The 23,190-nt window shown below is 64.3% G+C and carries 24 protein-coding genes; 14 read left to right on the forward strand and 10 right to left on the reverse strand.

Translation table 11 applies throughout. From position 1 onward, the window contains the following. Positions 1 to 58 precede the first annotated feature (58 nt). The 3 genes from P8H27_RS00205 to P8H27_RS00215 all read left to right on the forward strand — a co-directional run bounded on the left by P8H27_RS00205 (position 59) and on the right by P8H27_RS00215 (position 2,972). Positions 59 to 1,021, forward strand: a complete 963-nt coding sequence (locus P8H27_RS00205; RefSeq protein ID WP_289634604.1) for an ornithine cyclodeaminase family protein — start codon at positions 59 to 61, stop codon at positions 1,019 to 1,021. A 10-nt stretch (positions 1,022 to 1,031) separates the two neighbouring features. Further along, positions 1,032 to 2,156 carry an FAD-binding oxidoreductase gene (locus P8H27_RS00210; RefSeq protein ID WP_289634605.1) on the forward strand — a complete coding sequence of 375 codons (1,125 nt, stop codon included), beginning with the start codon at positions 1,032 to 1,034 and terminating at the stop codon, positions 2,154 to 2,156. A 186-nt stretch (positions 2,157 to 2,342) separates the two neighbouring features. After that, the gene (locus P8H27_RS00215) at positions 2,343 to 2,972 is read left to right on the forward strand and encodes a transcriptional regulator (RefSeq protein WP_289634606.1); all 630 of its coding nucleotides are present in this window, start codon (positions 2,343 to 2,345) and stop codon (positions 2,970 to 2,972) included. A gap of 175 nt (positions 2,973 to 3,147) precedes the next feature. Here P8H27_RS00215 and P8H27_RS00220 read toward each other — a convergent pair whose 3' ends face one another. After that, positions 3,148 to 4,059 carry a LysR family transcriptional regulator gene (locus tag P8H27_RS00220; RefSeq protein ID WP_289634607.1) on the reverse strand — a complete coding sequence of 304 codons (912 nt, stop codon included), beginning with the start codon at positions 4,057 to 4,059 and terminating at the stop codon, positions 3,148 to 3,150. A gap of 236 nt (positions 4,060 to 4,295) precedes the next feature. Between P8H27_RS00220 and P8H27_RS00225 the strand changes: the two genes are divergently transcribed. Then, positions 4,296 to 5,678 carry an MFS transporter gene (locus P8H27_RS00225; RefSeq protein WP_289634608.1) on the forward strand — a complete coding sequence of 461 codons (1,383 nt, stop codon included), beginning with the start codon at positions 4,296 to 4,298 and terminating at the stop codon, positions 5,676 to 5,678. Between the two features lie 152 nt (positions 5,679 to 5,830). Here the strand turns inward: P8H27_RS00225 and P8H27_RS00230 are convergent, their stop codons facing one another. After that, positions 5,831 to 6,415 carry a DUF4157 domain-containing protein gene (locus tag P8H27_RS00230; protein WP_289634609.1) on the reverse strand — a complete coding sequence of 195 codons (585 nt, stop codon included), beginning with the start codon at positions 6,413 to 6,415 and terminating at the stop codon, positions 5,831 to 5,833. Between the two features lie 151 nt (positions 6,416 to 6,566). Here P8H27_RS00230 and P8H27_RS00235 point away from each other — a divergent pair, with 151 nt between their 5' ends. Continuing rightward, complete coding sequence (locus P8H27_RS00235) at positions 6,567 to 7,031, forward strand: group II truncated hemoglobin (RefSeq protein ID WP_374761312.1); 465 nt, start codon at positions 6,567 to 6,569, stop codon at positions 7,029 to 7,031. A gap of 168 nt (positions 7,032 to 7,199) precedes the next feature. On the opposite strand, the gene P8H27_RS00240 is transcribed toward P8H27_RS00235, so the two are convergent. The 6 genes from P8H27_RS00240 to dmeF form a co-directional block, all read right to left on the reverse strand. Continuing rightward, entirely contained in the window at positions 7,200 to 7,976 is a 777-nt protein-coding gene (locus P8H27_RS00240; RefSeq protein ID WP_289634611.1) for an ABC transporter substrate-binding protein, read from the reverse strand. A gap of 311 nt (positions 7,977 to 8,287) precedes the next feature. Then, complete coding sequence (gene moaE / locus P8H27_RS00245; protein ID WP_289634612.1) at positions 8,288 to 8,743, reverse strand: molybdopterin synthase catalytic subunit MoaE; 456 nt, start codon at positions 8,741 to 8,743, stop codon at positions 8,288 to 8,290. A 2-nt stretch (positions 8,744 to 8,745) separates the two neighbouring features. Beyond that, entirely contained in the window at positions 8,746 to 8,994 is a 249-nt protein-coding gene (locus P8H27_RS00250; protein ID WP_289634613.1) for a MoaD/ThiS family protein, read from the reverse strand. After that, positions 8,991 to 9,467 (reverse strand): cyclic pyranopterin monophosphate synthase MoaC, encoded by a 477-nt coding sequence (gene moaC / locus P8H27_RS00255; RefSeq protein ID WP_289634614.1) that lies wholly within the window; start codon positions 9,465 to 9,467, stop codon positions 8,991 to 8,993. Before moaC ends, P8H27_RS00250 begins: the two co-directional genes overlap by 4 nt. Before the next feature lie 121 nt (positions 9,468 to 9,588). Beyond that, a complete protein-coding gene (locus tag P8H27_RS00260) occupies positions 9,589 to 10,980 on the reverse strand; it encodes a PhoH family protein (protein ID WP_289634615.1) in 1,392 nt (463 codons plus the stop codon). A gap of 312 nt (positions 10,981 to 11,292) precedes the next feature. Next, positions 11,293 to 12,240 (reverse strand): CDF family Co(II)/Ni(II) efflux transporter DmeF, encoded by a 948-nt coding sequence (dmeF, locus tag P8H27_RS00265; RefSeq protein WP_289634616.1) that lies wholly within the window; start codon positions 12,238 to 12,240, stop codon positions 11,293 to 11,295. 169 nt (positions 12,241 to 12,409) lie between these two features. On the opposite strand from dmeF, the gene yaaA reads away from it, so the two are divergent. The 4 genes from yaaA to P8H27_RS00285 all read left to right on the forward strand — a co-directional run bounded on the left by yaaA (position 12,410) and on the right by P8H27_RS00285 (position 15,043). Continuing rightward, positions 12,410 to 13,189, forward strand: a complete 780-nt coding sequence (gene yaaA / locus P8H27_RS00270; protein WP_289634617.1) for a peroxide stress protein YaaA — start codon at positions 12,410 to 12,412, stop codon at positions 13,187 to 13,189. Positions 13,190 to 13,297: 108 nt separating this feature from the next. Next, positions 13,298 to 13,762, forward strand: coding sequence for a multidrug transporter (locus tag P8H27_RS00275; RefSeq protein WP_289634618.1), 465 nt, complete (start codon positions 13,298 to 13,300; stop codon positions 13,760 to 13,762). A gap of 36 nt (positions 13,763 to 13,798) precedes the next feature. Beyond that, positions 13,799 to 14,629: an SDR family oxidoreductase gene (locus P8H27_RS00280; RefSeq protein ID WP_289634619.1), complete on the forward strand. Its 831-nt coding sequence runs from the start codon at positions 13,799 to 13,801 to the stop codon at positions 14,627 to 14,629. Further along, positions 14,630 to 15,043, forward strand: coding sequence for a hypothetical protein (locus P8H27_RS00285; protein WP_374761305.1), 414 nt, complete (start codon positions 14,630 to 14,632; stop codon positions 15,041 to 15,043). It begins immediately after the preceding gene. Between the two features lie 58 nt (positions 15,044 to 15,101). Here the strand turns inward: P8H27_RS00285 and P8H27_RS00290 are convergent, their stop codons facing one another. Both P8H27_RS00290 and P8H27_RS00295 read right to left on the reverse strand, forming a co-directional pair. Further along, complete coding sequence (locus tag P8H27_RS00290) at positions 15,102 to 16,001, reverse strand: DMT family transporter (protein WP_289634620.1); 900 nt, start codon at positions 15,999 to 16,001, stop codon at positions 15,102 to 15,104. Positions 16,002 to 16,269: 268 nt separating this feature from the next. Further along, positions 16,270 to 16,626 (reverse strand): metalloregulator ArsR/SmtB family transcription factor, encoded by a 357-nt coding sequence (locus P8H27_RS00295; RefSeq protein ID WP_289634621.1) that lies wholly within the window; start codon positions 16,624 to 16,626, stop codon positions 16,270 to 16,272. A 463-nt stretch (positions 16,627 to 17,089) separates the two neighbouring features. On the opposite strand from P8H27_RS00295, the gene arsB reads away from it, so the two are divergent. From arsB to P8H27_RS00320, 5 genes are all read left to right on the forward strand, one after another. Beyond that, entirely contained in the window at positions 17,090 to 18,169 is a 1,080-nt protein-coding gene (gene arsB / locus P8H27_RS00300) for an ACR3 family arsenite efflux transporter (RefSeq protein ID WP_289634622.1), read from the forward strand. A gap of 9 nt (positions 18,170 to 18,178) precedes the next feature. Next, positions 18,179 to 19,183 (forward strand): permease, encoded by a 1,005-nt coding sequence (locus P8H27_RS00305; protein WP_289634623.1) that lies wholly within the window; start codon positions 18,179 to 18,181, stop codon positions 19,181 to 19,183. Between the two features lie 15 nt (positions 19,184 to 19,198). Further along, entirely contained in the window at positions 19,199 to 19,432 is a 234-nt protein-coding gene (locus P8H27_RS00310) for a thioredoxin family protein (RefSeq protein ID WP_289634624.1), read from the forward strand. 92 nt (positions 19,433 to 19,524) lie between these two features. Beyond that, entirely contained in the window at positions 19,525 to 20,400 is an 876-nt protein-coding gene (locus P8H27_RS00315; protein WP_289634625.1) for a helix-turn-helix domain-containing protein, read from the forward strand. Between the two features lie 98 nt (positions 20,401 to 20,498). After that, positions 20,499 to 23,132, forward strand: coding sequence for a DEAD/DEAH box helicase (locus tag P8H27_RS00320; protein ID WP_289634626.1), 2,634 nt, complete (start codon positions 20,499 to 20,501; stop codon positions 23,130 to 23,132). Positions 23,133 to 23,190 lie beyond the last annotated feature (58 nt).

Below are 23,190 nucleotides of genomic sequence, written 5' to 3' on the forward strand. Positions count from 1 at the left end.
GAGTATACTTAAAAGTCCAGAATAGATTTTTAAGTCATTACCCGCTGGAGACACCTGCATGCCTAACGTCACGCCCTACATACTGCACCAGGCAGAGACCGAGCAGCTGCTCGCCCAGGTCGACGTGCACCAGGCCATGCTGGCCATGTTCCGTGGTCTGGCGGCGGGCAATGCCGTGCAGCCGGCGCAGCAGTTGGTCGAGTTTCCCAACGCAGCCGGCGATTTCATCAATTACCTCGGCGTATTGGCCGAAGCCGGCGTGTACGGGGTCAAGACCTCGCCCTATATCGTGCGCGAGCAAGGCCCGCTGGTCAGCGCCTGGACCCTGCTGATGTCGATGCACAGCGGCCAACCGCTGCTGCTCTGCGATGCCGGCAGCCTGACCACCGCGCGCACCGCCGCCACCACCGCGGTGGCCGTGGATGCCCTGGCACCCAAGCAGGCCATGCGTCTGGCGGTGATCGGCAGCGGCGCGGTGGCGCGCGCCCATGTGCACTACGTCAAAGGTTTGCGTGAGTGGCAGAGCATCCGCGTCTATTCGCCGAGCCTGGCCGAGCAGAGCGATGCGCAGCGCCGCGAATTGCAGCAGCTCGATCCGCGCCTGCAGCTCTGCGGCAGCCTTGAGGAGGCGACCCGCGACGCCGAGGTGATCATGCTCTGCACCTCATCCGCCGGCCCGGTGCTCGACCCGCACAGCCTGCGCCAGTCAGCGCTGATCACCTCGATCAGCACCAACGCGCCACGCGCCCACGAAGTGCCGCCACAATCGCTGGCGAGCATGGACGTATACTGCGACTACCGCGCCACCACCCCGGGCAGCGCCGGCGAAATGTGCCTGGCCAGCGAACAGCATGACTGGGATCGCGCACTGATTCGCGGCGACCTGGCAGAGCTGCTCAGCGACCAGGCGGCACGGCCGGACTATCGCCGCCATGTGTTCTTCCGCTCCATCGGTTTGGGCCTGGAAGACATCGCCCTGGCCAATGCGCTCTACCATCTCAAGCACGCACGCAACGCCTAGGAGCCCTGCCATGCAACAGGCCGACTTTCTCATCATCGGCGCCGGTATTGCTGGCGCCTCGACCGGTTACTGGCTGGCGCCGCACGCCCGGGTGATCGTACTGGAACGCGAGCAACTGCCGGGCTACCACTCCACCGGCCGCTCCGCCGCGCTCTACACCGTGGCCTATGGCACGCCGCAGGTGCGTGCCCTGACTGCCGCTAGCCGGGCGTTTTTCGACGCCCCGCCGGCCGACTTCGCCGAACACCCGCTGCTCACGCCGCGCGGCGAGCTGAGCGTGGATTTCACGGGCGACCCGGAGGAATTGCAGCGCCAGTACCAGAGCGCCAAGGCCAGCGTGGCCGAGGTGCAATTGCTCAGTGCCGAACAGGCCTGCGCCATGTTGCCGGTGCTGCGCGCCGAGAAGGTTCAGGGCGCGCTGTTCGATCCGAGCGCCGCCGACATCGACACCGACGCCCTGCACCAGGGCTACCTGCGCGGCATCCGCCGGCATGGAGGACAGATCCACTGCAACAGCGAGGTGCTGCAGATCCAGCGCCGCGACGACGGCTGGGAAGTGCGCACCGCCACTCAGAGCCTGCATGCCAAGGTGCTGATCGACGCCGCTGGCGGTTGGTGCGATCAGATCGCCACACTCGCCGGGGTCGCTCCGCTCGGCCTGCAACCCAAGCGCCGCGCCGCCTTTATCTTCGCCGGCCCGGAGGGCATGGACACCCATCATTGGCCGATGCTGGTCAGCCTCGACGAATCCTTCTACATCAAGCCCGATGCCGGCATGCTGCTCGGTTCGCCGGCCAACGCCGACCCGGTCGAGCCGCATGATGTGCAGCCGGAAGAGCTGGATATTGCCATGGGCATCTATCAGATCGAGGAGCACACCAGCCTGAGCATCCGTCGGCCGGCCCGCACCTGGGCCGGGCTGCGCTCCTTCGTCGCCGATGGCGACCTGGTCGGCGGTTACGACAGCCGGGAGCCGAGCTTTTTCTGGGTCGCCGCGCAGGGCGGCTACGGCATCCAGACCTCGCCGGCGATGGGCCAGGCCTGCGCCGCCCTGGCCCGCGGCGAACCCTTGCCAGCACACCTGGCAGCCTTCGGTTTGACCGCGCAGATGCTCTCTCCCGCGCGTCTGGGCTAACGGGCCGTTGCAAACCCTAGGCGAGACAGCCGAGCCTGTTCTTAACGCCGTATCGGCAACGCAGGTAGTTTTTCAACGGCCTGCTAAGTCGCCGAATGCAGGTAAAACGCCCGGGGGGTGACGCCTCGGGCGCTTTACGCCACACTCGCAGCGCCCCGTCGTGCGGGGCGCCGACTGGAGCCCCTGATGAAACCGACCTCTGCCGCCGATCTGGCTAATTACCGGGTCATTGCCGACGCCATCGCCACCCTGTTTTTTCCCCACGCCGAAGTGGTGCTGCACGACCTGCGCACGCAGAAAGTCGATTACATCGCCAACAATATCTCCAAGCGCGAGATCGGCGACGACGCGGCCCTGGAAGACCTGCTCGGCGGCGAAGTCGACGAACGCAGCATCGGCCCTTACGAAAAACTCAACTGGGACGGGCAGAAGATTCGCTCGGTCAGCAGCGTGGTGCGCGACGGCCAAGGCGCACCGATTGCGGTGCTGTGCATCAACCTGAATATCTCGCTGTTCGAGAGCGCCAAACAGGCGCTGGATCTGTTCCTCTCCTCCAGCAAGCTGATTGCGCAGCCAGACGCGCTGTTCCGCGACGATTGGCAGGAGCGCATCAACACCTTCCTGCATAGCTGGCTGCGCCAGCGCCAGCTTGGCCTCAACCTGCTGACCCGCGAGCACAAGCGCGAGCTGGTCGAAGCCCTGCACGCCGAAGGCGCGTTCAAGGGCAAGAGCGCCGCCAACTATGTGGCCAACGTGCTGAACATGGGCCGGGCGACGGTGTACAAGCACCTGAAAGAGATCAAGGAAGAGGGTTGAGCGCTCGCTGTGCGCGGGTGGCGAGAAGCGCACAGGAGCAGACGCGCCCAGGTTCCGGGCCTATTAACTTTGCCTACCTTGCAACTCGCGGGCCTATGAGCAAGAGCCACTAATCGCTGATGCGCCCGCGCAGCTTGATCCCCACGATAGGGTTTCAGCCTTCACTGGCTCGTTATCACGCCGAAGGAGTACCGAGCGGTTCCGTGCAGACGTCCCGCACGCATTCGCGGAGCCAGCGATGCGCTGGGTCGGCGTTCATGCGTGGGTGCCATAACAGGGCAACCGTGATCTCCGGAGTACTGAACGGCAGGGGAAAGCTGAACATTGCGCCACCCAGGTTGCCGCTATGGCGTTCGGGAACGGTGGCGACCAGATCCGTCGCGCGCGCCAGGGACAACGCGGCCGACAGGCCGCCGACGATGGCGACTATCTGCCGCTTCAGGCCAAGCGCCGCCAACGCCTCGGCAACCGGCCCCAGGTCGTGGCCGCGCCGCGAGACCAGCACGTGGCGGCCAGCCGCGTAGCGGGCCGGGGTGATTTCGCCCTGGCTCAGCGCGTGGCCCATGCGCACCACGCCGATAAAACGGTCGCGGAACAGCGCCCGCGTATGCAGCTCCGGGCTGGTCGCGGCGCCGACCACACCGGTGTCCAGATCAACGCTGCCCTCGCGCAGCGGCGTGCTGTCCTTGTCTGGTTTCTGCACGAAGCGCAGTTGCACGCCGGGTGCTTCGGCGCCGATGCGGGCAAGCAGGCGCGGCCCGAAGTTTTCCACGAAGCCGTCGCTGGTGCGCAAGGTGAATGTTCGCTCGAGCTGCTGGAGATCGAGTAACTCCACGGGACGCAGCACCGCTTGCGCGTCCTGCACCAACTGGCTGACCCGCTCGCGCAGCTCGAGCGCCCGGGGCGTCGGCACCAGGCCGCGCCCAGCCCTGACCAGCAACGGATCGCCGGTTGTTTCACGCAGCCGCGCCAGGGCACGACTCATGGCCGAGGGACTCAGCCGCAGGCGTTGGGCGGCGCGCGCAACGCTGCCCTCGGCGAGCAGCACATCCAGAGTGGTCAGCAAGTTGAGATCGGGCGTCGACATAGATAAACCCCAGCACGGCTTCATTCTGACATGGCGTTAGATGCACGAATAAACTGCAAACGCTGCGCCTTCCGCTACTTCAAATAGCGCATTAGGCTCCTGACTGCAACCTATCGGGAGTCGCCAACATGCAGTGCAGATCGAAGCCAAGCGCCGCGGGAACAGCCGAGGAAGTCGCTGAATATGGGCAACGCAGACCGTCGCTGAAGTGGGCGCGGGTCAGCCTTGCACTCACCATGTTGCTGTCCTCGCTGGCCAGCAGCATCGCCACTATCGGCTTGCCGACCCTGGCCCAGGCGTTCAACGCCACCTTTCAGGACGTCCAGTGGGTCGTTCTCGCCTATCTCCTGGCCATCACCAGCCTGATCGTCAGTGTCGGCCGGCTCGGCGACATGCTCGGCCGCCGACGGCTGATGCTGGCCGGGATAGCGCTGTTTACCGCCGCCTCGGCCCTGTGCGGCATTGCGCCTACGCTCTGGCTGCTGATCGCCGCCCGTGCCGTGCAGGGCCTGGGGGCCGCCATCATGATGGCCCTGACCATGGCGTTGCTGGGTGAGACGGTGACCAAGGCGAAGACCGGCAGCGCCATGGGCCTGCTCGGCAGCATGTCGGCGATCGGCACCGCGCTCGGCCCCACGCTGGGTGGTGTGCTCATCGCCGGGGGCGGTTGGCGGGCCATCTTCCTCATCAACCTGCCGCTGGGTCTGCTGGCATTCGGCCTCGCCGCTCGCCACCTGCCCGCCGCTCGGCCGCTAGCGCAGGCCGAGCGCGTGCGCTTCGACCACCTGGGGACGCTGTTGCTCGTCATCACTCTCGCGGCCTATGCGTTGGCCATGACGGTGGGACGCGGCAGCTTCGGCCTGCTCAATGCGGCGCTGCTGTTCGCGGCGGCTACCGGCGCCGGCCTCTTTCTGCGCGTCGAAAGCAAAGCGGCTTCACCGCTGATCCGCCTGGCGATGTTCCGCGATTCGACGCTCGGCGCGAGCTTTGCGATGAGCGCCCTGGTCATGACGGTGATGATGGCGACGCTGGTGGTCGGCCCGTTCTACCTCTCCACTGCGCTTGGGCTCGATGCGGCCCGGGTCGGGCTGGCCATGTCGTCCGGCCCGATTATCTCCGCGCTGGCGGGCATGCCGGCCGGGCGTATCGTCGATCGGTTCGGCGCACCGCGCATGAGCATAGCCGGGCTCAGCAGCATGGCGGCCGGCGCATGCGCCCTGCCGCTGCTGCCCGTGAGGCTCGGCGTCCTGGGTTACATCGTCCCGCTCATCGTCATCACCGCCGGCTACGCGCTATTCCAGGCGGCCAACAACACCGCGGTCATGGCGGACGTTCGCCCAGACCGGCGGGGCGTGGTCTCCGGCTTGCTCAACCTGGCGCGCAATCTCGGCCTGATCACCGGCACAGCCGTCATGGGCTCGGTGTTCGCGCTCGGCGCGGCGACGAGCGAGATCAGCACCGCGCATCCCGAGGCTGTCGCACTCGGCATGCGCACCACCTTCGCCGTCGCCGCGACCCTGATTGCCGTCGCCCTCGCCATCGCCTTGGCAAGCCATGCCCTTTCGCAGCGCGGCGTTTCGTCAAGAGGTGAGCGGGAGGATGGCCGTAGCGTTGGGTGAATGCAGGGCCGCAATGGCTCGACTGCCGCCAGTCGACTCAGCATCGCCTCGACTAGCACCCAGAGGCTGTGAAAAAACCGCAACGCCGCTGCAGCCGCTGGCTGACGGCCGCAGTAGGCCGGAGGTTGTTTCACCGCCTCTCACGCCTCTGGCTAGGGTGTAGCTAGCCGTAACGCCTTCGCCAGCCGGCCCTGCATCTCGTACGCCGGGGCCTCGACGCTTTGGTAATCCCGGCTGTAGCGCCGGGCGAACTCGGCGACGCCCCATTGCTGGTACTGCTGCACGTGCTTGAGTTCGTGCGCCCAGAGGGCAACGTTGTCGAGGGCGTCCTGCTGATGGCGAAAGACGATGATGTCGACCAGGGTGACCGCCTGCACGTCGGGATTTTGTAGCATGAGGTTGGCGGCGTTCAGCTGCGTCTCATCACCCAGCCGGTAGCGAACCGCCTCCAGCACCTGCAGGTCGTAGTAGGGCTCGAGCTGAACACGCACATTCAGCGGGATGACGTGAACCTCACCGGCGGCCACGGCGTTGCGCGATTGCACCAGCCATTGCTCCAGGCCGGAGGCCGCCAGCCGGTTCAGGTCGTCGTAGATCGGGCCCATTTCCCCGACCCGATCGGGTGCACAGAAGCAGGCGAGCAGGCATACCTGGTGCGCTCCCGGCGGACAGGTGCTGGCAGCCGAAGCGGTGCCGGCGAAGATGAGTGGAACGATCAGGCGGGATAATCGAAGCAAGACGGCGGCTCGCAAAGAGGGTTATCAAAGGCGCTGGAATCCGGCGGACGCTGTAATGCGCGGCGCTTGTCCGAGCGGGCGTTGGACACGCACATTGGGCATTCGTCACCCAGGCCGCCATCAGGTTTGCGGCCGCATGTTGCGCCACCGGATGCCCGGCTACAATGGCGTTTTCCCACCGAGGGCCAGCACCGTGAGCAACCATCCCCCCTACGGCGTCGGCGACGCCTCCTACCAGGCCGCGGGCGGCATCGAGGGTCTGCGCCGGCTGGTGGCCGATTTCTACCAATTGATGAACCACCTGCCCGAGGCGGCCGAGTTGCGTCGCCTGCACCCGGCAAGCCTGGAGCAATCGATGGACAAGCTGGCCTGCTTTCTCAGCGGCTGGCTAGGCGGCCCCAAGCTGTTCGCCGAGCAATACGGAACCATCGCCATCCCCGCCTTCCATGCCCAATGGCCGATCGGCGCAGACCTCAGCGAGGCCTGGCTGAACTGCATGGAACAAGCCATCGCCCGACAGGGCTATGCAGCTGACTTCGCCGAATATCTGCTGGCCCAGTTGCGGGTACCCGCCGGGCGCATCGTCCAGGCCAGCCGTAACCGCCACGGCCACTAACGCCGGCAACCTGCGCCAACTCGCACGCTGGCAGGGCCGACCCGGCCAGTCACCCCTCGTGAAAGCGCCGCCCTGCAGACACCGAAATTCCGCGCACCGCGCGGCATTTTTGCTGTGCCTGCGGCTTAGCAGGCCGTTGAAAAACCACCTACGGTTTTCAACGGCCTGTTAGTCGCCGTAGATATCGAAGTCGAAGTAGTTGGCCTGAATCTTCTGGTACTCGCCGTTGTCACGGATCGCCTTGATCGCCGCATTCAACTTGCCGAGCAGCTCGCTGTCGCCTTTGCGCACGGCGATGCCGGCGCCTTCACCGAAGTAGTCGGGGTCGGTCAGGCTTGGGCCAACGAAGGCAAAGCCTTTGCCGTTTTCGGTTTTCAGGAAGCCCTCATTCACCGGAAACACATCGCCGAGTATCCCGTCGAGGCGGCCGGAGAGCATGTCCAGATAGATTTCGTTCTGCGAGGTGTAGCGCACCACCTCTACGCCTTGTTTGGCGAGCACTTCACTGGCGAAGCGGTCGGTGGTGCTGGAGCGTTGCACGCCGATGCGCTTGCCTTTGAGGTTGGAAAAATCTGCGGCAACCTCAGTGCCCTCTTTCATCACCAACTGGGCCGGGCTGTAGTAGTAACGCCCCGTGAAATCGACTGAATGACGACGCTCATCGGTAATGGTCATAGACGACAAGATGGCGTCTATTTTCTTGACCTTGAGCGACGGAATCAGGCCGTCAAACTCCTGTTCAACCCAGCTGCATTCAACTTTCATCTCGGCGCACAGGGCGTTGCCGATGTCATGGTCGAAGCCGTCGATCTTGCCATCGGCGGTCTTGAAGGCAAACGGTGGGTAGGCCGCCTCGATGCCCAAGCGCAGTGGGTTTTCGGCAGCACACAGGTTGGCGGCAATCAGGCTCAGGGCGAAGCCGCCCAGTAAGACGAGTTTCTTCATTGTGGTGATTCCTGCTGAGTGAGTGACCTAGCCCACGCCCACGGGCAAACGCCCTGGCCTGGCGAAATGACGGCAAGACAGAAGAAAAGCGCATCAGGCATGTGCCTGTGCGGGAAACTAGCGCGGGGTGATGCGCGGGGACGGGTCATCTGCCAGCCTCTTTTTGTACGATAAAATCCATACTGGACTTAAACGTACAAATCGTCAACCGGACACGCCCAACCGCCAGCCGAGCGCTGGCGACCCGATTCGAGCAAAGATGACTGGCGTTAAGCGCCCGGCAGCGCAACCGCAGCGCCGCCGGGAATAGCCTACGGCTTGCGCCAGCGCTCGGCGGCGCTTTGATCGCTGTGCCGACCTTCGACCCAGCACGAGCCCTCGGCCGTGTCTTCCTTCTTCCAGAACGGCGCGCGGGTTTTCAGGTAGTCCATGACGAAGGCGCAAGCCTCGAACGCCGCCTCGCGGTGGGCGCTGGTGGTACCGACGAAGACAATCGGCTCACCCGGTTCCAGACGGCCGATGCGGTGAATGATCTGCAGGTTCAGCAGCGGCCAGCGCTGTTCGGCCTCTGCCGCGATCTTGCCCAGGGATTTCTCGGTCATGCCGGGGAAGTGTTCGAGAAACATGCCGCCAACCTGGCGGCCCTCGTTGAAGTCGCGCACATAGCCGACGAAGCTGACCACCGCGCCTACGCCGACGTTCGTCGCATGCAGCGCGTTGACTTCAGCCCCCGGATCGAAGGGTTCCAGCTGGACTCGGATGGTCATGCTCAGCCTCCGGTGACGGTGGGGAAGAAGGCCACTTCATCGCCCTCCTCCAGCGGCTCGGCGAGGCTGCACAACTCCTGGTTGCGCGCGCACATCAGGTTCTGTTCGGCCAACACCTGCCATACCCCACCACGCGCCAGCAAGTGCCGGCGCAGGTCGTCGAGGGTGGCAAGCTCCTGGGTATCGCTCAGCTGCTCGCCATCCAGGCCCAGGGCCTCGCGGTAACGGGCGAAATACTGCACGCGAATCATTGCTCGTCCTCGGCCTTGTAGTGGCCGCTCTTGCCGCCCAGCTTCTCCAGCAGGCGTACGTTTTCGATGACCATGCCGCGATCCACGGCCTTGCACATGTCGTAGATGGTCAGGGCCGCGACGCTGGCGGCGGTCAGGGCTTCCATTTCCACCCCGGTCTGCCCGCTCAGCTTGCAACGCGCGGTGATCTGTACCGCATCATCGCCCAGGGCGAGCAATTCGACCTTAACGCTGCTCAACATCAACGAATGACAGAGCGGAATCAGGTCGGCGGTCTTCTTGGCGGCCTGAATACCGGCGATACGCGCCACGGCAAACACGTCGCCCTTGGGATGCGCGCCAGCGACGATCATCTGCAGGGTCTGCGGGCGCATGCGCACTACGGCTTGAGCCACGGCTTCGCGGACGGTCAGCGCTTTATCGCTGACATCGACCATGGTGGCGTGACCTTGGGAATCGAGATGGGTTAGCACAGGTTTACTCCAGGCAGGGATCGGCCGATTGTAAACCCAGCAGTCAAGATATGGCAGCTGCAAGCCATCAGCTGCTGCGCTTTCAACTCGCAGCTATGGCTTGCAGCTTGCCGCCCAGCTCCTACATATGGGTTTCGGCAAATTCCGCCAGGATCGAACGCGGCACCCCTTGCAGGGTGATGTGCACGCCGTGGGGGAAGTCCTTGAAGCGCTCGGTGAGGTAGGTCAGGCCCGAACTGGGCGCCGACAGGTAGGGGGTGTCGATCTGCGCCAGGTTACCCAGACAGACCACCTTGGAGCCGGTGCCGGCGCGGGTGATGATGGTCTTCATCTGGTGCGGGGTGAGGTTCTGGCACTCGTCGATCAGGATCAGACTCTGCTGGAAGCTGCGCCCGCGGATGTAATTGAGCGATTTGAACTGCAAGGGCACTTTTTGCAGGATGTAATCGACGCTGCCGTGGGTGTTCTCGTCGTCCATGTGCAACGCTTCCAGGTTGTCGGTGATGGCGCCGAGCCAGGGCTCCATCTTCTCCGCCTCGGTGCCGGGCAAAAAGCCGATTTCCTGATCCAGGCCCTGCACGCTGCGGGTGGCGATGATCCGCCGGTAGCGCTTGCTGACCATGGTCTGCTCGATGGCCGCGGCCAGGGCCAGAATGGTCTTGCCCGAGCCGGCGGCGCCGGACAGGTTGACCAGGTGGATGTCCGGGTCGAGCAAGGCGAACAGCGCCAGCGCCTGATGGATGTCGCGCGGACGCAGGCCCCAGGCCTCCTGATGCAGCAAGGGCTCCTGGTGCAGATCGAGGATCAGCAGTTCATCGTTCTGGATGCCCTTGATCCAGCCGACGAAGCCCTGCTCGTCGATGATGAACTCGTTGACGTGCACCGCTGGCAGGTTGTCGATCAGCTGCACGCGGTGCCAGGTGCGGCCGTGATCCTGACGGGTCTCGACCTTGCTCACCCGATCCCAGAAGGAACCGCTCATGCTGTGATAGCCCTTCGACAGCAGCGACACATCGTCGACCAGTTGGTCGGTGTGGTAGTCCTCCGAGTCGATACCGCAGGCGCGCGCCTTCAGGCGCATGTTGATGTCCTTGGTCACCAGCACCACGGACATGTCCGGTCGGCGGGCTTTCAGCTCGACCAGTTGGTTGATGATCTTGTTGTCGTTGAGATCCTCCGGCAGCCAGGTGATGGGGGAGGCACTCTTAGTCATGAGAATCGAGAGAAAGCCACAGGGGCCGCTCTTCTCACGCTGGATCGCGACACCATGCTCCACTTCCTCGGGGGTGGCGCTGCCAAGGATCTTGTCGATCAAGCGAATGGCCTGACGGCACTCGGCGGCGACGCCCAGTTTGCCGGTTTTCAGCTTGTCCAGCTCCTCCAGCACGGTCATCGGGATAGCGACGTGGTGTTCCTGAAAATTCAGCAAGGCATTGGGGTCGTGGATCAACACATTGGTGTCGAGGGCATAGAGGGTTGGAGCAGTGGGCTTGAAGCTTCCGTGGTCATCCATACTCGGTCACCTTCTTCTAGGAGCCAAGCGACGAAATGCCTGAGCAGCGTTCCGCCGCGGGGACCGCCGGTCGCTCAGACGGGGGCTGAGCAGGTGCAAGCAAGGTGAAGGCCAGGGACGCCACCTGTCTGCAGGGTTCGGCGGTCTGTCTTTTAAATACTCCAAAAAGCATGACAGGCGAATGTTTTTTTCAGTTTTTTCAGGTTTATTCGTCGGCTCGACGAATAGCGCTTGGCGACCCGCGCAGGCACCGTTAAAGTCAAAAGTCCTAGCGGCGTTCCAGCCGAAAAAACTCCCGCCTTGGCGCCACGCTCAGGGCGCGTTTTCCGCGCAACGATTGACTTCCACGGTGACATGCACCAGCTCGCTGACCCCCGCCAGACGGAGCTTGTAGCGATCCGCCGAGAGGTCGCCATGGGTTACCACGCTGACGATGCAGGCATATTGCGCCCGGCCGACTCGCCACAGGTGCAAATCCGCCAACTCGCTATCTGCTTCCTGCGCCAAAGCGCTGCGCACACGCAGCACAACGGGGCTGTCCATCTCGCGGTCGAGCAGCACCTTGGCGGTCTCGCTCAACAAGCCCTTGGCCCATAGCGCAATGATCACTGAGCCGATCACGCCCATCAGCGGATCGAGCCAGCTCCAGCCGAACAACCAACCGCCCAGCAGGGCAACGATCGCCGCCACCGAGGTCAGGGCATCCGCCAGCACATGGAGAAAGGCGGCCTGCCGATTGAGATCCTTGCCCGCCGCTGGAGCGGCATGAGCGTGCTCGCCATGAGCATGCACGTGGCCGTGACCCTGCTGCTCACGCAACAGCCAGGCCGACAGCAGGTTGACCAGCAGACCGAGCACAGCGACCCCCAGCGCCACCTCGAAGGCAATCGCCTGCGGTTGCCACAGCCGCCATAACGACTCGAACAGCAACAGCGCCACCACCACCAGCAACAGCAGCGCACTGGCGAAGCCGGCCAGCACCTCGATCTTCCAGGTGCCGAAGGCGAAGCGCGGATCATCGGCATAATGCCGCGCCAGCAGATAGGCCAAGGCGGTCAGGCCAATGGCGAGCATATGCGAGGCCATGTGCCAACCATCGGCGAGCAGGGCCATGGAATTGAAGGCATAGCCGGCGGCGATCTCCACCAGCATGGTCGCCCCGGTCAGCGCGACCACCAGCCAGGCTTGGCGCTCGGTGTTGGTTTCCAGCGGGCGATAATCGTGGGAAGGTTCCCAGCGCGAGTGATTGCAGGCGGCCATGGCGACTCCTCGAAGGATTTGACCTGGGCAAACTACAACCCCGGGGCGGCCCCAGGTCAAGCGGCCGGCACCTGGGCCTCCTGCCCCCGGCCAATCGCCAATCGCCCTTATAGGTAGTCGCAGCCGCCTGCAGCTTCTAGAATTGCGCAGACTTTCAGGAGCAGACCTTATGTTGATGGTGATTTCCCCGGCCAAGACCCTCGATTTCCACACTCCACCGGTGACCCAGCGCTATACCCAGCCCGAACACCTCGACCACGCCCAGGATCTGATCGCCCAGCTACGCGACTTCACGCCCCTGCAGATCGCCGAGCTGATGCACCTGTCGGACAAACTCGCCGGCCTGAATGCCGTGCGCTTTGGCAGCTGGACGAAAAACTTCACCCCGGAAAATGCCAAGCAGGCACTGCTGGCGTTCAAGGGCGACGTCTACACCGGGCTGCATGCCGAAGACTTCAGCGAAGCCGACTTCGATTTCGCCCAGGCACACCTGCGCATGCTCTCCGGCCTCTACGGCGTGCTGCGGCCGCTGGATCTGATGCAGCCCTACCGCCTGGAGATGGGCACCAAGTTGGCCAATCCGCGCGGCAACAACCTCTACGACTTCTGGGGCGAGCGCATCAGTGGCTGGTTGAATGAGGCGCTGGCCGCCCAGGGTGACGAGGTGCTGCTCAACCTGGCCTCCACCGAGTATTTCAGTGCGGTGAAACGCAAGGTGCTCAACGCGAGGATCATCGACACCGAGTTCAAGGATCTGAAAAACGGCCAGTACAAGATCATCAGCTTCTACGCGAAAAAGGCCCGCGGCCTGATGGCCCGCCATGTGATCAAGGAACGCGTGAGCAACCCCGAACAACTCAAGGCCTTCAACTCTCAGGGTTACGCTTATTCGGCCGCACACTCGACGCCGAACAAACTGGTATTTTTACGCGACGCCCCACAAGACTGAGCCGGCCTCGACGTCCCCGGTCACCAGCCGACAAGTCGCCAACACGGCGCATGCCGCCCCGGCCTTGTGTAGGATAAAGCCCAGTTTCACCCACCAAGGCCCATCACTATGTTATTCGGCGCGATACTGGTTCTGAGCTGGCTGACCCTGCTGATCCGCTACCCGAGCAAAGCCCTGCCCATCTCCCTCGCCGCCCTGATCGGCCTGGGCCTGGTGGCCAGCTGGGTGCTCTGGCAGGAAAGCCGCGAGACGCGCCACCTGGCGCATCTGCAACTACGCCTGGCCTACGACGCGCAAAACTGCCCAGCCAATCGACCCCTGGCGCTGCAGTTGAAGAATGGCAGCAGCGCCGCCCTGCTCGAACTACGCTGGCAGATCGCCGCCTACCGCCCCGGCGACAGCATCAACCTGGCCGAACGCCTCTACGAATCCCCGCGCTACCGCGGCCCCGGCGAACTGCTGCCAGGCGCCACCTGGCAAGACTGCCTGCCCTTGCCGACCCTGCGCAGCGGCTACCGCGCCAGCACCCTGGAATTCCGTGCCGAACGCCTGCAAGGCAGCTTCAGTCACTGACTCCCCGCCTCCTGGCCCCCCAATAAGGATGTGCGCATGCGCCAACCCAGCGCCCTGATCACCGGATGTTCCAGCGGCATCGGCCGCGCCCTGGCCGACGAATTCCACCAGGCCGGCTATCAGGTATGGGCCACGGCCCGGCAAAGCGCCGACCTCGCCGCACTCCGCGCCGCCGGCTTCAGCGCGGTGCAACTGGACGTCAACGATGGCCCGGGCCTGGAACAACTGGCCGAACGCCTGCAGGCGGAAATCGGCGGCCTGGACGTACTGATCAACAACGCCGGTTACGGTGCCATGGGGCCGCTGCTGGATGGCGGCGTTGCAGCCATGCGCCGGCAATTCGAGACCAATGTGTTCTCGATCATCGGCGTCACCCGCGCCTGCTTCCCGCTGCTGCGCCGTAACAAGGGTCTGGTGGTAAATATCGGCAGCGTCTCGGGCGTCCTGGTCACCCCCTTCGCCGGCGCCTACTGCGCCTCGAAAGCCGCCGTGCATGCCCTCTCCGATGCCCTGCGGCTGGAGCTGGCACCCTTTTCCATCGAACTGATGGAGGTGCAACCCGGGGCGATTGCCTCCAGCTTCGCCGCCAACGCCAGCCAGCAGGCCGAGCAATTGATCGATCAAGCCTCGCCCTGGTGGCCGCTGCGTGACGCCATCCGCGCCCGCGCCAATGCCTCGCAGAACAAGCCAACCCCGGCCAAACAGTTTGCCGGCCAGCTGCTCGCCGCCGTACAACGGAGCAAACGTCCACGCCTGCTGCGCCTGGGCCATGGCAGTCGCGGCCTGCCGTTGCTGACGGCGCTGCTGCCGAAAAGCCTGCTCGAGGCGCTACTGAAAAAACGCTTCGGCTTGAATCGGAGCCTCTAAGTGCATCCCGCCACCGACCTGACCAACCCGACACCGAACCCCGTGCCCGTGGCGCGCCTGGCCCTGACGGGAGTAGCGGCGGCGATCGCGCTCAATCTGCTGCTGCGCAGCTTCGTCAAACTCGGCGGGCTGCTGACCACCCTGCTGATTGCCGCCACGGTCGCCGCGGCAATGGCCCTCTGGTTTGCCGGACGCCAGCGCCGCGCGCCGTTGCCCAGCGAACGGCGGCGCCTGGTCTGGCTCTATGGCGGGGTCTTGGCGCTGCTCTATCTCGGCCTGCTGGCCATGATGGCGCTCAAGGACGCCCCCAGCCCGATGGGCCTGCTGATCTTCGGTCTGCATTACCTGTGCTACCCGCTGTTCGCCCAATTGCTATTCTCCGAGCGGGTTTTCGCCAAGTTCCACAAGACCTAGCCCGGATAAAGGCAGTGGCAAGCGTATTAGATCCGACAGCATGCCTTTCTATTCAGATTCAGCCCGTAGCTCGCGCCAGCCGCGGCATGGGCTTCGGCTGGCGAAACACCAGCACGTTGCCGAGCATCACCAGCAGCAGGCCGAACAGCGCCGGCGCGGTCCACTGGTAGCCCTCGACGAACACCGAGATATTCAGCGCCACCACCGGGAACAGCACGGTGCAGTAGGCCGCCCGCTCCGGCCCCATGCGCCCGACCAGGGTCAGGTAGGCGGTGAAGCCGATCACCGAACCGGGAATTGCCAGGTACAGCAGCGAACCGACATAGCGCGTGCTCCACTCGAAAGCGAACGGCGTGCCGTTGACCAGGCAGATCGCCACCAGCATCAAGGCGCCGTAGAGCATGCCCCAGGCGTTGGTGGTCAGCGGCTTGAGGCCGGCCTTCTGTTGCAGGCTGGAAAGCAGGTTACCGGCGGAAAAACACAGGGTGCCGATCAGCGACAAACCGATGCCCAGCAGGGTTTCCCGACTGGCGGCATGCCCGGCCAGTTCCGGCCAGAACAGCAAACCCAGGCCAACCAGGCCCAGGACACCGCCGGCCAGCACATTGGCGGCGACCTTCTGCTTGAAAAACAGCCGCGCATTCAACGCATTCCACAGCGTCGCGGTGGAGAAAATCACCGCAATCAAGCCACTGGGAATCCACTGACTGGCGCTGTAGAAACACAAAAAGTTAATGCAGAACAGGCACAAGCCCTGGAGCAGGCAGATCAACTGGCCACGCCTATCGAGCTTCTGCAGGCGCCCGCTGAGCAGCAGCACGCCGAACAGCACCGCCGCGGCCAGGGCGAAGCGATAGGCAATCGAGGCGGCCAGCGCCACCTCGCCGATCTGCAATTTGATGGCGATCCAGGTGGTGCCCCAGATCAGCACGGTCAACAGGTAGAGCGACAGGTTCATCAACAGACTCCCGGTGGATAACCGAGAGTCTGCGCCCGATCAGCCCTGTCGCTCTTGCACAAACTTGCGCTTTTTATCCGACCCGCCGCTGTCGGGGCAGGCCGATGGACACCGGCGCCGCGCCGCCAGCAGCACAAAGACCGAGAAAAACCATAGGCACGCAGCCAGGCCATAGGTCTGATGGTTGAACGGCGCCTGGCAGGGGGTGCTGCGGCAGCTGTTGGCGGTGCCGAGCAACAGAACCCAGCGGCATTCCTTGCTACGCAGCTCAGCTGCAGATGTTCTGCCGGTCGGGGCGGTTGCGCATGCTCTGCAGTTTTTCGCTATTGACGGCCAGCCAGGGCCGGTTGGCCTGCAAAATCACCTGCAGCATCTGTTGTGCCCACTCGGGCAGCTGCGGGTGCAAGCGGTAGTACACCCACTGACCGCGCCGCCGATCTTCCAGCAGGCCGCAACTGCGCAGTTGCGCCAGATGACGGGATATCTTCGGCTGGCTGTCCTCCAGCGCAGCGGTCAATTCGCAGACGCACAGCTCGCCTTCGGCGGCGATCAGCAGGGTCATGCGCGCGCGGGTTTCATCCGCCAGGCATTTGAAAACAGTGGTGGGGCTCAAGGGTTCAAGCATCGGTGCCTCAGCGTTTGCTCTTGACTCATGCGAGCAGCTTGATGCGTAGGTGAATCTGATGAAGCCTGCTAGGCATTGATTTGCTCAATGCCTAGCAGGCTTCGAGGTTCCAGGCGATGTGCTCGCCGGCACCCGGCCTCACCAACAGCGGGGCGGCGATGCCACAGCAGCATCGTTTAAATTCGTTTTGGCGAATATATTTAAAACCATATATCTTGTAAACCGAATGCCTTGATGATCGGTGGTGAGCAGGACAGCCTGGGCGATATCGCCATACTCGAGCCCGGGCGTGAGACCCGCGAGCGCGCGGTACTGGAGCCCGAGCGGCAAGCTCGGCGCGGATGGCACCCGCGCCGCCCACAGCCGCGTCAGCGAAAGCGCAGCCACGCTACAGCCCGACATCGATCGATAGCACACCAGCCGAGCGCCGCTAGACTCGGCGCTCCGCCATAAGGAAACCCCGATGTCCAGCCAGTGCGAAGTAATCGGCAAGCAAGCCGCAGGAGCCCCCCTGGGCTTTTTCGAGCGTTACCTGACGCTTTGGGTATTTCTCTGCATCATCGGCGGCACCCTACTCGGCCTGTCAGCCCCCAATGCGGCGCAGGCCGTGGGCGCCCTGGAAATCGCCCGGGTGAATATTCCGGTGGGCCTGCTGATCTGGGTGATGATCATCCCCATGCTGATCAAGATCGACTTCAGCACCCTCTCCGAGGTCTATCAGCAGCGCACCGGGTTGGCCGTAACCCTGACCGTCAACTGGCTGATCAAACCCTTCACCATGGCCTTTATGGCCTGGCTGTTTTTGCGCCATCTATTTGCCGGCTGGTTACCGGCCGAGCAGCTCGACAGCTATGTCGCCGGGCTGATCCTGCTGGGCGCCGCGCCCTGCACCGCCATGGTCTTCGTGTGGAGCAACCTGTGTAAGGGCAACGCCAATTTCACCCTGAGCCAGGTGGCGATCAACGACCTGGTGATGGTGTTCGCCTTCGCCCCCATCGTCGCCCTGCTGCTGGGGGTGTCGTCGATCCCGGTGCCCTGGGACACCCTGCTGCTGTCGGTAGTGATGTATATCGTCATCCCGCTGGCCATTGCCCAATTTATCCGCGCACGCCTGCTGCGCCAGGGTGAGGCGGCATTGCAAGCGCTGCTGACGCGTATCGGGCCGTTCTCCATCCTCGCCCTGCTGGCCACCCTGGTGCTGCTGTTCTCCTTCCAGGGCCAGACCATCATCGAGCAGCCGCTGATCATCGCCATACTGGCGGTGCCGATCCTGTTGCAAACCATACTGATCGCCGCATTGGGTTACGGGTTATGCCGCCGACTCAAGGTTCGCCACGACATCGCCGGCCCGGCGGCGATGATCGGCGCGTCGAATTTCTTCGAGTTGGCCGTGGCGGTGGCCATCGTGCTTTACGGCTTCAACTCCGGCGCAGCGCTGGCCACGGTGGTCGGCGTGCTGATCGAGGTACCGGTGATGCTCTGGCTGGTGCGCATGATCAATAACAGCAAGGGCTGGTACGAACGCGCGCAAGCGCAAGACTGAGGAAGACCTGTGGAACCGTTCAAATGGCTCGATGACCAGCTGCTGCGCATGGACTGGCTGGCCTGGCTGGTGCGTGTGCTGCTGGAGGACGGCTTCGGCCTGGACATGGCCAGCCGCAGCGGTGCCAGCCTGCACTTCTTCATCTTTGACGTGATCAAGATTTTCATCCTGCTCAGCGTGCTGATCTTCAGCATTTCCTGGGTGCAGAGCTATTTCCCGCCAGAACGTACCCGACGCATCCTCGGCGGTCTGAGCGGCTTCAAGGCTAAGCTCACCGGCGCGTTGCTCGGCACCATCACACCATTTTGCTCCTGCTCGTCGATCCCGCTGTTTATCGGCTTTACCAGCTCCGGCCTGCCGCTGGGCGTGACCTTCAGCTTTCTCATTTCCTCACCGCTGGTAGACCTGGCGTCGGTCATTCTATTGGCGAGCATCTTCAACTGGTCGATTGCCATCGCCTACGTGCTGACCGGCCTGGTGCTGGCAGTGCTGGGCGGCATGCTGATCGGGCGAGCGAAGATGGAGCGCTATGTCGAAGCCTTTGTCCTGCACAACCCGGTGCTCGAGATACCGCAAGAAGAGTTGACCCGCCGCGACCGGGCCCAGTTCGCCTGGGCACAAGTCAGCGATATTTTCCGCAGGGTGTGGCTGTATGTGCTGATTGGCGTGGGCATTGGCGCAGCCATTCACAACTGGATTCCGGCGGACTGGATCGAAGCGTTGTTAGGGCAGAACAACTGGTGGTCGGTGCCGCTGGCGAGCCTGATCGGCATCCCCATGTATGCCGATATTTTTGGCACCCTGCCGATTGCCGAAGCCCTGGTTGGCCAAGGCGTCGGCCTGGGCACGGCGCTGGCCTTTATGATGGCGGTTACCGCGCTGTCGCTGCCCTCGCTGATCATGCTCAAGAAAGTGGTCAAAACACCGCTGCTGGCATTGTTCTTCGGCATCGTGGCCGTTGGCATTGTGCTGATTGGCTATCTGTTCAACACGCTTAGCTATCTATTCATCTGACCTATGGAGCACGGCATGATCATCAAAATCTTGGGCTCCGGCTGCAAGAAATGCATCTCCCTGACCGAGAACACGCAAGCAGCGTTGGCTAACCTGGGACGCGAAGCACAGGTAATCAAAATCACCGACTTTGCCGAAATAGCCGCCCATGGGGTGATGTCGACACCCGCGCTGGTGATTGACGACAAGCTGGTATCGGTCGGCAAGGTGCTGACAGTCGACGAGGTGGAAAAGCTGCTCAGCGCCTGAGTCCTGCGCCGCCTTGAATATTCTTGCGCTTTTCACCGCGCCGGGGCTGGCGCAGGCGCATGCCCGGCGTAGCATGGGGCGAGGGAGGATTTATGTCGCAACTTGAGCACCTACAGGTTTTCCAGAGCATGCACAGCTCGCCCCATGCCCGCCTGCAACGCAGCGCCGAGCTGGGCGACGGCCTGGCGGCGGCCCTCTGGAGCAACCGCCATGATGCCCGCGACTACCAGGCCCCCAGCCATCACACCCTGTCCTGCTACCTGGCCGGCGGCACCGGCACCTTTCGCCGCGAAAACCCGAATAGCAAGGGCGCCCCCGACAAACTGTGCATCCTCCCGGCCGGCCACCAGTCGGCCTGGGTGATCAACGGCGAAATCCAGTTGGCCCACCTGTATATCAGCCAGGAGCAATTCGCCCTGGCGGCCGTCAACCTGCTGGATCGCGAACCCCGGGAGCTGGAGCTGCGCGAAGGCACCTTTCTCGATGATCCACAGCAGGCTCAGCGCTTTCGCCAGCTCAGCCAGCTGGATTGGCACGAGCCGGCTGAGCGCCTGCTGAGCAGCAGCCTGGCCCATGGTTTGATCAACCACGCGCTGCTGTCCCAGGTGGGACTTCGCCAAGGGTTGCGCCTGAGCGGCGGCCTTGCCCCAATCCTGCGCCGCCGCTTGCGTGAATTCATCGAAGCGAACCTCAGCGAACCACTGAGCCTGGGGCAGCTGGCCGGCCTCTGCGCCTTGTCCGAGTACCACTTCGCGCGCATGTTCCACGTGAGTTTCGGCCTGCCGCCGCACCGTTATCTGCTGGCGCGCCGCCTCGAACGCGCCCGCCAGTTGCTGCGCAGCAGCCGCCTGCCGTTCGGCGAGATCGCCCTGGCCTGCGGCTTTGCCAGCGCCAGCCACTTCAGCAACCGTTTTCGCCAAGCCTTCGCCGCGACGCCGGGGCAGTACCGCAGGGCATTTGCCGGCTGAGCCACTAATCCCCCGCCAGCTGTGCCAGAATCGCCGGCTTTGCACCTGCCGGGCATTGTCATGCACAGACTCGCCGCCGTTCCCGCTGGACTCGCCTGATGGCCCTGGATGTTCTGCGTCTGCGCCAGGCCGACTGGCGTCCGGCATTCCGTGCCGGCGATGTGCAGCGCGGTATCGGCTATGCCGAACAAGGACGCAGCACCCTGCTCAGCCTCAAGGGCGATACCCTGCTGGCCAGCTGTCGCGGCTCGGGCGCGCGAACCTACCAGCAGCGCATCGGCCTGCACTCCTACCCCCAGGGCTGGAGCGTCAACGGCCAGTGCAGCTGCCCGGTGGGTTTCAACTGCAAGCACGTGGTCGCCGCCCTGCTGACCCTGGAACGCCAGCAACTCGCCGGCATCGATCTCAGCCCGCTGATCGAGACGCGCGCGGAGGTCGTCGAACAGCGCCTGGAGGGTCTCCAGCCCCAGCCGGTGCTGACTCTCGGCAGCCATGTGCGGGTGCATTTCGATGCGCGCAAGGGACGCATGCACGAGCAGACCCAGCACCGCGCCGCCCTGGCGTTCGCTTACCAGGGGCAGCTGGCCTACGGCAAACCGACGAACGATCTGCTGGTGCGGCAGAGCCCGAGTCTGACCCTGCGCATCATCCGCGACGCGACCCACGAAGCGCGGCTGCGCCAACGCCTGGAAGACGCCGGCCTGCAGGTGGCCCTGCGCCAGAGCGAAGCCCTCGCCGAGCATCCCGGCGAACACTTCGAATTGCCCGGCGAGGCGGCCTGGCTGAGTTTCGTCCAGCAGCAATTGCCGCTGCTGCGCGAGCAGGGCTGGCGGATCGAGCTGCAGCCGGAATTCCGCTACAACCTGGCGCCGGTCGACGATTGGTACGCCGCGATCGCAGAGACGCCCGAGCACGACTGGTTCGATCTGGAGCTGGGGATCGAAGTCGAGGGCCAGCGCATCAGCCTGCTGCCGATCCTGCTGCAAGCGATTCGACACAAACCCTGGCTGCTCAATGGCGAGGCTCTGGCCCAGCGCCAGGATGAGGAAATGTTGCTGGTCAGCCTGCCGCAGAGCAACCAGCACATCGCCCTGCCCTTCGCCCGCCTCAAGCCCTTGCTGGCGACCCTGGGCGAGCTGTTTTTCCGCGAGCCGGGCGAATCCAGCCAGCGCTTGCGCCTGCCACGCGCCGACGCCGCGCGCCTCGGCGAACTGGAGCAAGGCCCGGCGCTGAACTGGCAGGGCGGCGAGCAACTGCGCGGCTTGGCCCAACGCCTGCAGACGCACAGCACCCAGGATGTCGAAGCGCCGGCGGGTTTGCAGGCCACCCTGCGCCCCTATCAACTGCACGGCCTGGCCTGGATGCAGGCGCTTGGCGAGCTGGAGATCGGCGGGGTGCTGGCCGACGACATGGGCCTGGGCAAGACCCTGCAAACCCTGGCGCATATCCTCGGCGAGAAACAAGCCGGGCGCCTGAACCGGCCGGCGTTGATCGTCATGCCCACCAGCCTGATCCCCAACTGGCAGGACGAAGCCGCGCACTTCGCCCCGCAGCTCAGGGTACTGGCCCTGCACGGGGCAAAACGCCGCCCGCTGTTCAGGCTGATCGACGCACACGACATCGTCCTGACCACCTACGCCCTGCTGCCGCGCGACCTCAAGGCACTGGCGGCGCAGCCCTATCAGCTGCTGATTCTCGACGAAGCGCAGAACATCAAGAACCCGCGCAGCAAGGCCGCGCTGGCCGCCGGGCAAGTGCAGGCACGCCAGCGCCTGTGCCTGACCGGCACGCCGCTGGAAAACCACCTGGGCGAACTCTGGTCGCTGTTCAACTTCCTCATGCCCGGCTGGCTCGGCGACAGCAAGAGCTTCACCCGCGACTACCGCACCCCCATCGAGAAGCAGGCCAACCAGCAGCGCCTGGCGCACCTGCGCGGGCGGATCAAACCCTTCGTCCTGCGCCGCACCAAGGAACAGGTGGCGCGCGAGCTGCCGCCCAAGACCGAGGTGACCCACTGGGTCGAACTGACCGCCGTGCAGCGCGACCGCTACGAAACCCTGCGCCTGGCGATGGACAAGAAGGTGCGCGATGAAGTCGCCCGCCAGGGTCTGGCGCGCAGTCAGATGGTGATCCTCGAAGCGCTGCTGCGCCTGCGTCAGGCCTGCTGCGATTTGCGCCTGCTCGGCGATGACGACGCGCCGCTGAAAAGCAGCGACTCGGGCAAACTCGGCGCCTTGCTGGAGATGCTCGAAGAACTGGTCGACGAAGGCCGCAAGGTGCTGCTGTTCTCCCAGTTCACCTCGATGCTGACGCTGATCGAAAGCGAACTGCAGGCGCGCAAGATCGGCTACACCAAGCTCACCGGCAGCACCCAGGATCGGCGCACCCCGGTGCAGCAGTTCCAGGCCGGCGAGTTCCCGGTGTTCCTGATCAGCCTGAAAGCCGGCGGTGCCGGGCTCAACCTCACCGCCGCCGACACGGTGATCCACTTCGACCCCTGGTGGAATCCGGCCGCCGAGGCCCAGGCCAGCGACCGTGCCTACCGCATCGGTCAGGACAAACCGGTGTTCGTCTACAGGCTGATCGCCCGCGGCAGCGTCGAAGAGAAGATCCAGCACCTGCAGCAGGCCAAGGCCAGCCTGGCGCGCGGCCTGCTGGAGGGCGGCAGCCAGGCGCAGTGGCAGGTGAGCGAGGACGACCTGGCGGCGCTGTTCGCCCCCCTCGGCGACTGACCTGGCAACCGGGCACTGGGGCACACGGCCTAGCGTCCCCTACGAGCCCGCAGCCCGA

Origin of the sequence: Pseudomonas sp. sp1636, assembly GCF_030376615.1 — a bacterium.
Lineage (GTDB): Bacteria > Pseudomonadota > Gammaproteobacteria > Pseudomonadales > Pseudomonadaceae > Aquipseudomonas.

Excerpts from the sequence above, each read along its gene's own strand:
- P8H27_RS00205 (WP_289634604.1), top strand. The coding sequence starts at position 59 with ATGCCTAACGTCACGCCCTACATACTGCACCAGGCAGAGACCGAGCAG.
- P8H27_RS00210 (WP_289634605.1), top strand. The coding sequence starts at position 1,032 with ATGCAACAGGCCGACTTTCTCATCATCGGCGCCGGTATTGCTGGCGCC.
- P8H27_RS00215 (WP_289634606.1), top strand. The coding sequence starts at position 2,343 with ATGAAACCGACCTCTGCCGCCGATCTGGCTAATTACCGGGTCATTGCC.
- P8H27_RS00220 (WP_289634607.1), bottom strand. The coding sequence starts at position 4,059 with ATGTCGACGCCCGATCTCAACTTGCTGACCACTCTGGATGTGCTGCTC.
- P8H27_RS00225 (WP_289634608.1), top strand. The coding sequence starts at position 4,296 with ATGTTGCTGTCCTCGCTGGCCAGCAGCATCGCCACTATCGGCTTGCCG.
- P8H27_RS00235 (WP_374761312.1), top strand. The coding sequence starts at position 6,567 with ATGCCCGGCTACAATGGCGTTTTCCCACCGAGGGCCAGCACCGTGAGC.
- P8H27_RS00240 (WP_289634611.1), bottom strand. The coding sequence starts at position 7,976 with ATGAAGAAACTCGTCTTACTGGGCGGCTTCGCCCTGAGCCTGATTGCC.
- moaE (WP_289634612.1), bottom strand. The coding sequence starts at position 8,743 with ATGACCATCCGAGTCCAGCTGGAACCCTTCGATCCGGGGGCTGAAGTC.
- P8H27_RS00250 (WP_289634613.1), bottom strand. The coding sequence starts at position 8,994 with ATGATTCGCGTGCAGTATTTCGCCCGTTACCGCGAGGCCCTGGGCCTG.
- P8H27_RS00260 (WP_289634615.1), bottom strand. The coding sequence starts at position 10,980 with ATGGATGACCACGGAAGCTTCAAGCCCACTGCTCCAACCCTCTATGCC.
- dmeF (WP_289634616.1), bottom strand. The coding sequence starts at position 12,240 with ATGGCCGCCTGCAATCACTCGCGCTGGGAACCTTCCCACGATTATCGC.
- yaaA (WP_289634617.1), top strand. The coding sequence starts at position 12,410 with ATGTTGATGGTGATTTCCCCGGCCAAGACCCTCGATTTCCACACTCCA.
- P8H27_RS00275 (WP_289634618.1), top strand. The coding sequence starts at position 13,298 with ATGTTATTCGGCGCGATACTGGTTCTGAGCTGGCTGACCCTGCTGATC.
- P8H27_RS00280 (WP_289634619.1), top strand. The coding sequence starts at position 13,799 with ATGCGCCAACCCAGCGCCCTGATCACCGGATGTTCCAGCGGCATCGGC.
- P8H27_RS00290 (WP_289634620.1), bottom strand. The coding sequence starts at position 16,001 with ATGAACCTGTCGCTCTACCTGTTGACCGTGCTGATCTGGGGCACCACC.
- P8H27_RS00295 (WP_289634621.1), bottom strand. The coding sequence starts at position 16,626 with ATGCTTGAACCCTTGAGCCCCACCACTGTTTTCAAATGCCTGGCGGAT.
- arsB (WP_289634622.1), top strand. The coding sequence starts at position 17,090 with ATGTCCAGCCAGTGCGAAGTAATCGGCAAGCAAGCCGCAGGAGCCCCC.
- P8H27_RS00310 (WP_289634624.1), top strand. The coding sequence starts at position 19,199 with ATGATCATCAAAATCTTGGGCTCCGGCTGCAAGAAATGCATCTCCCTG.
- P8H27_RS00315 (WP_289634625.1), top strand. The coding sequence starts at position 19,525 with ATGTCGCAACTTGAGCACCTACAGGTTTTCCAGAGCATGCACAGCTCG.
- P8H27_RS00320 (WP_289634626.1), top strand. The coding sequence starts at position 20,499 with ATGGCCCTGGATGTTCTGCGTCTGCGCCAGGCCGACTGGCGTCCGGCA.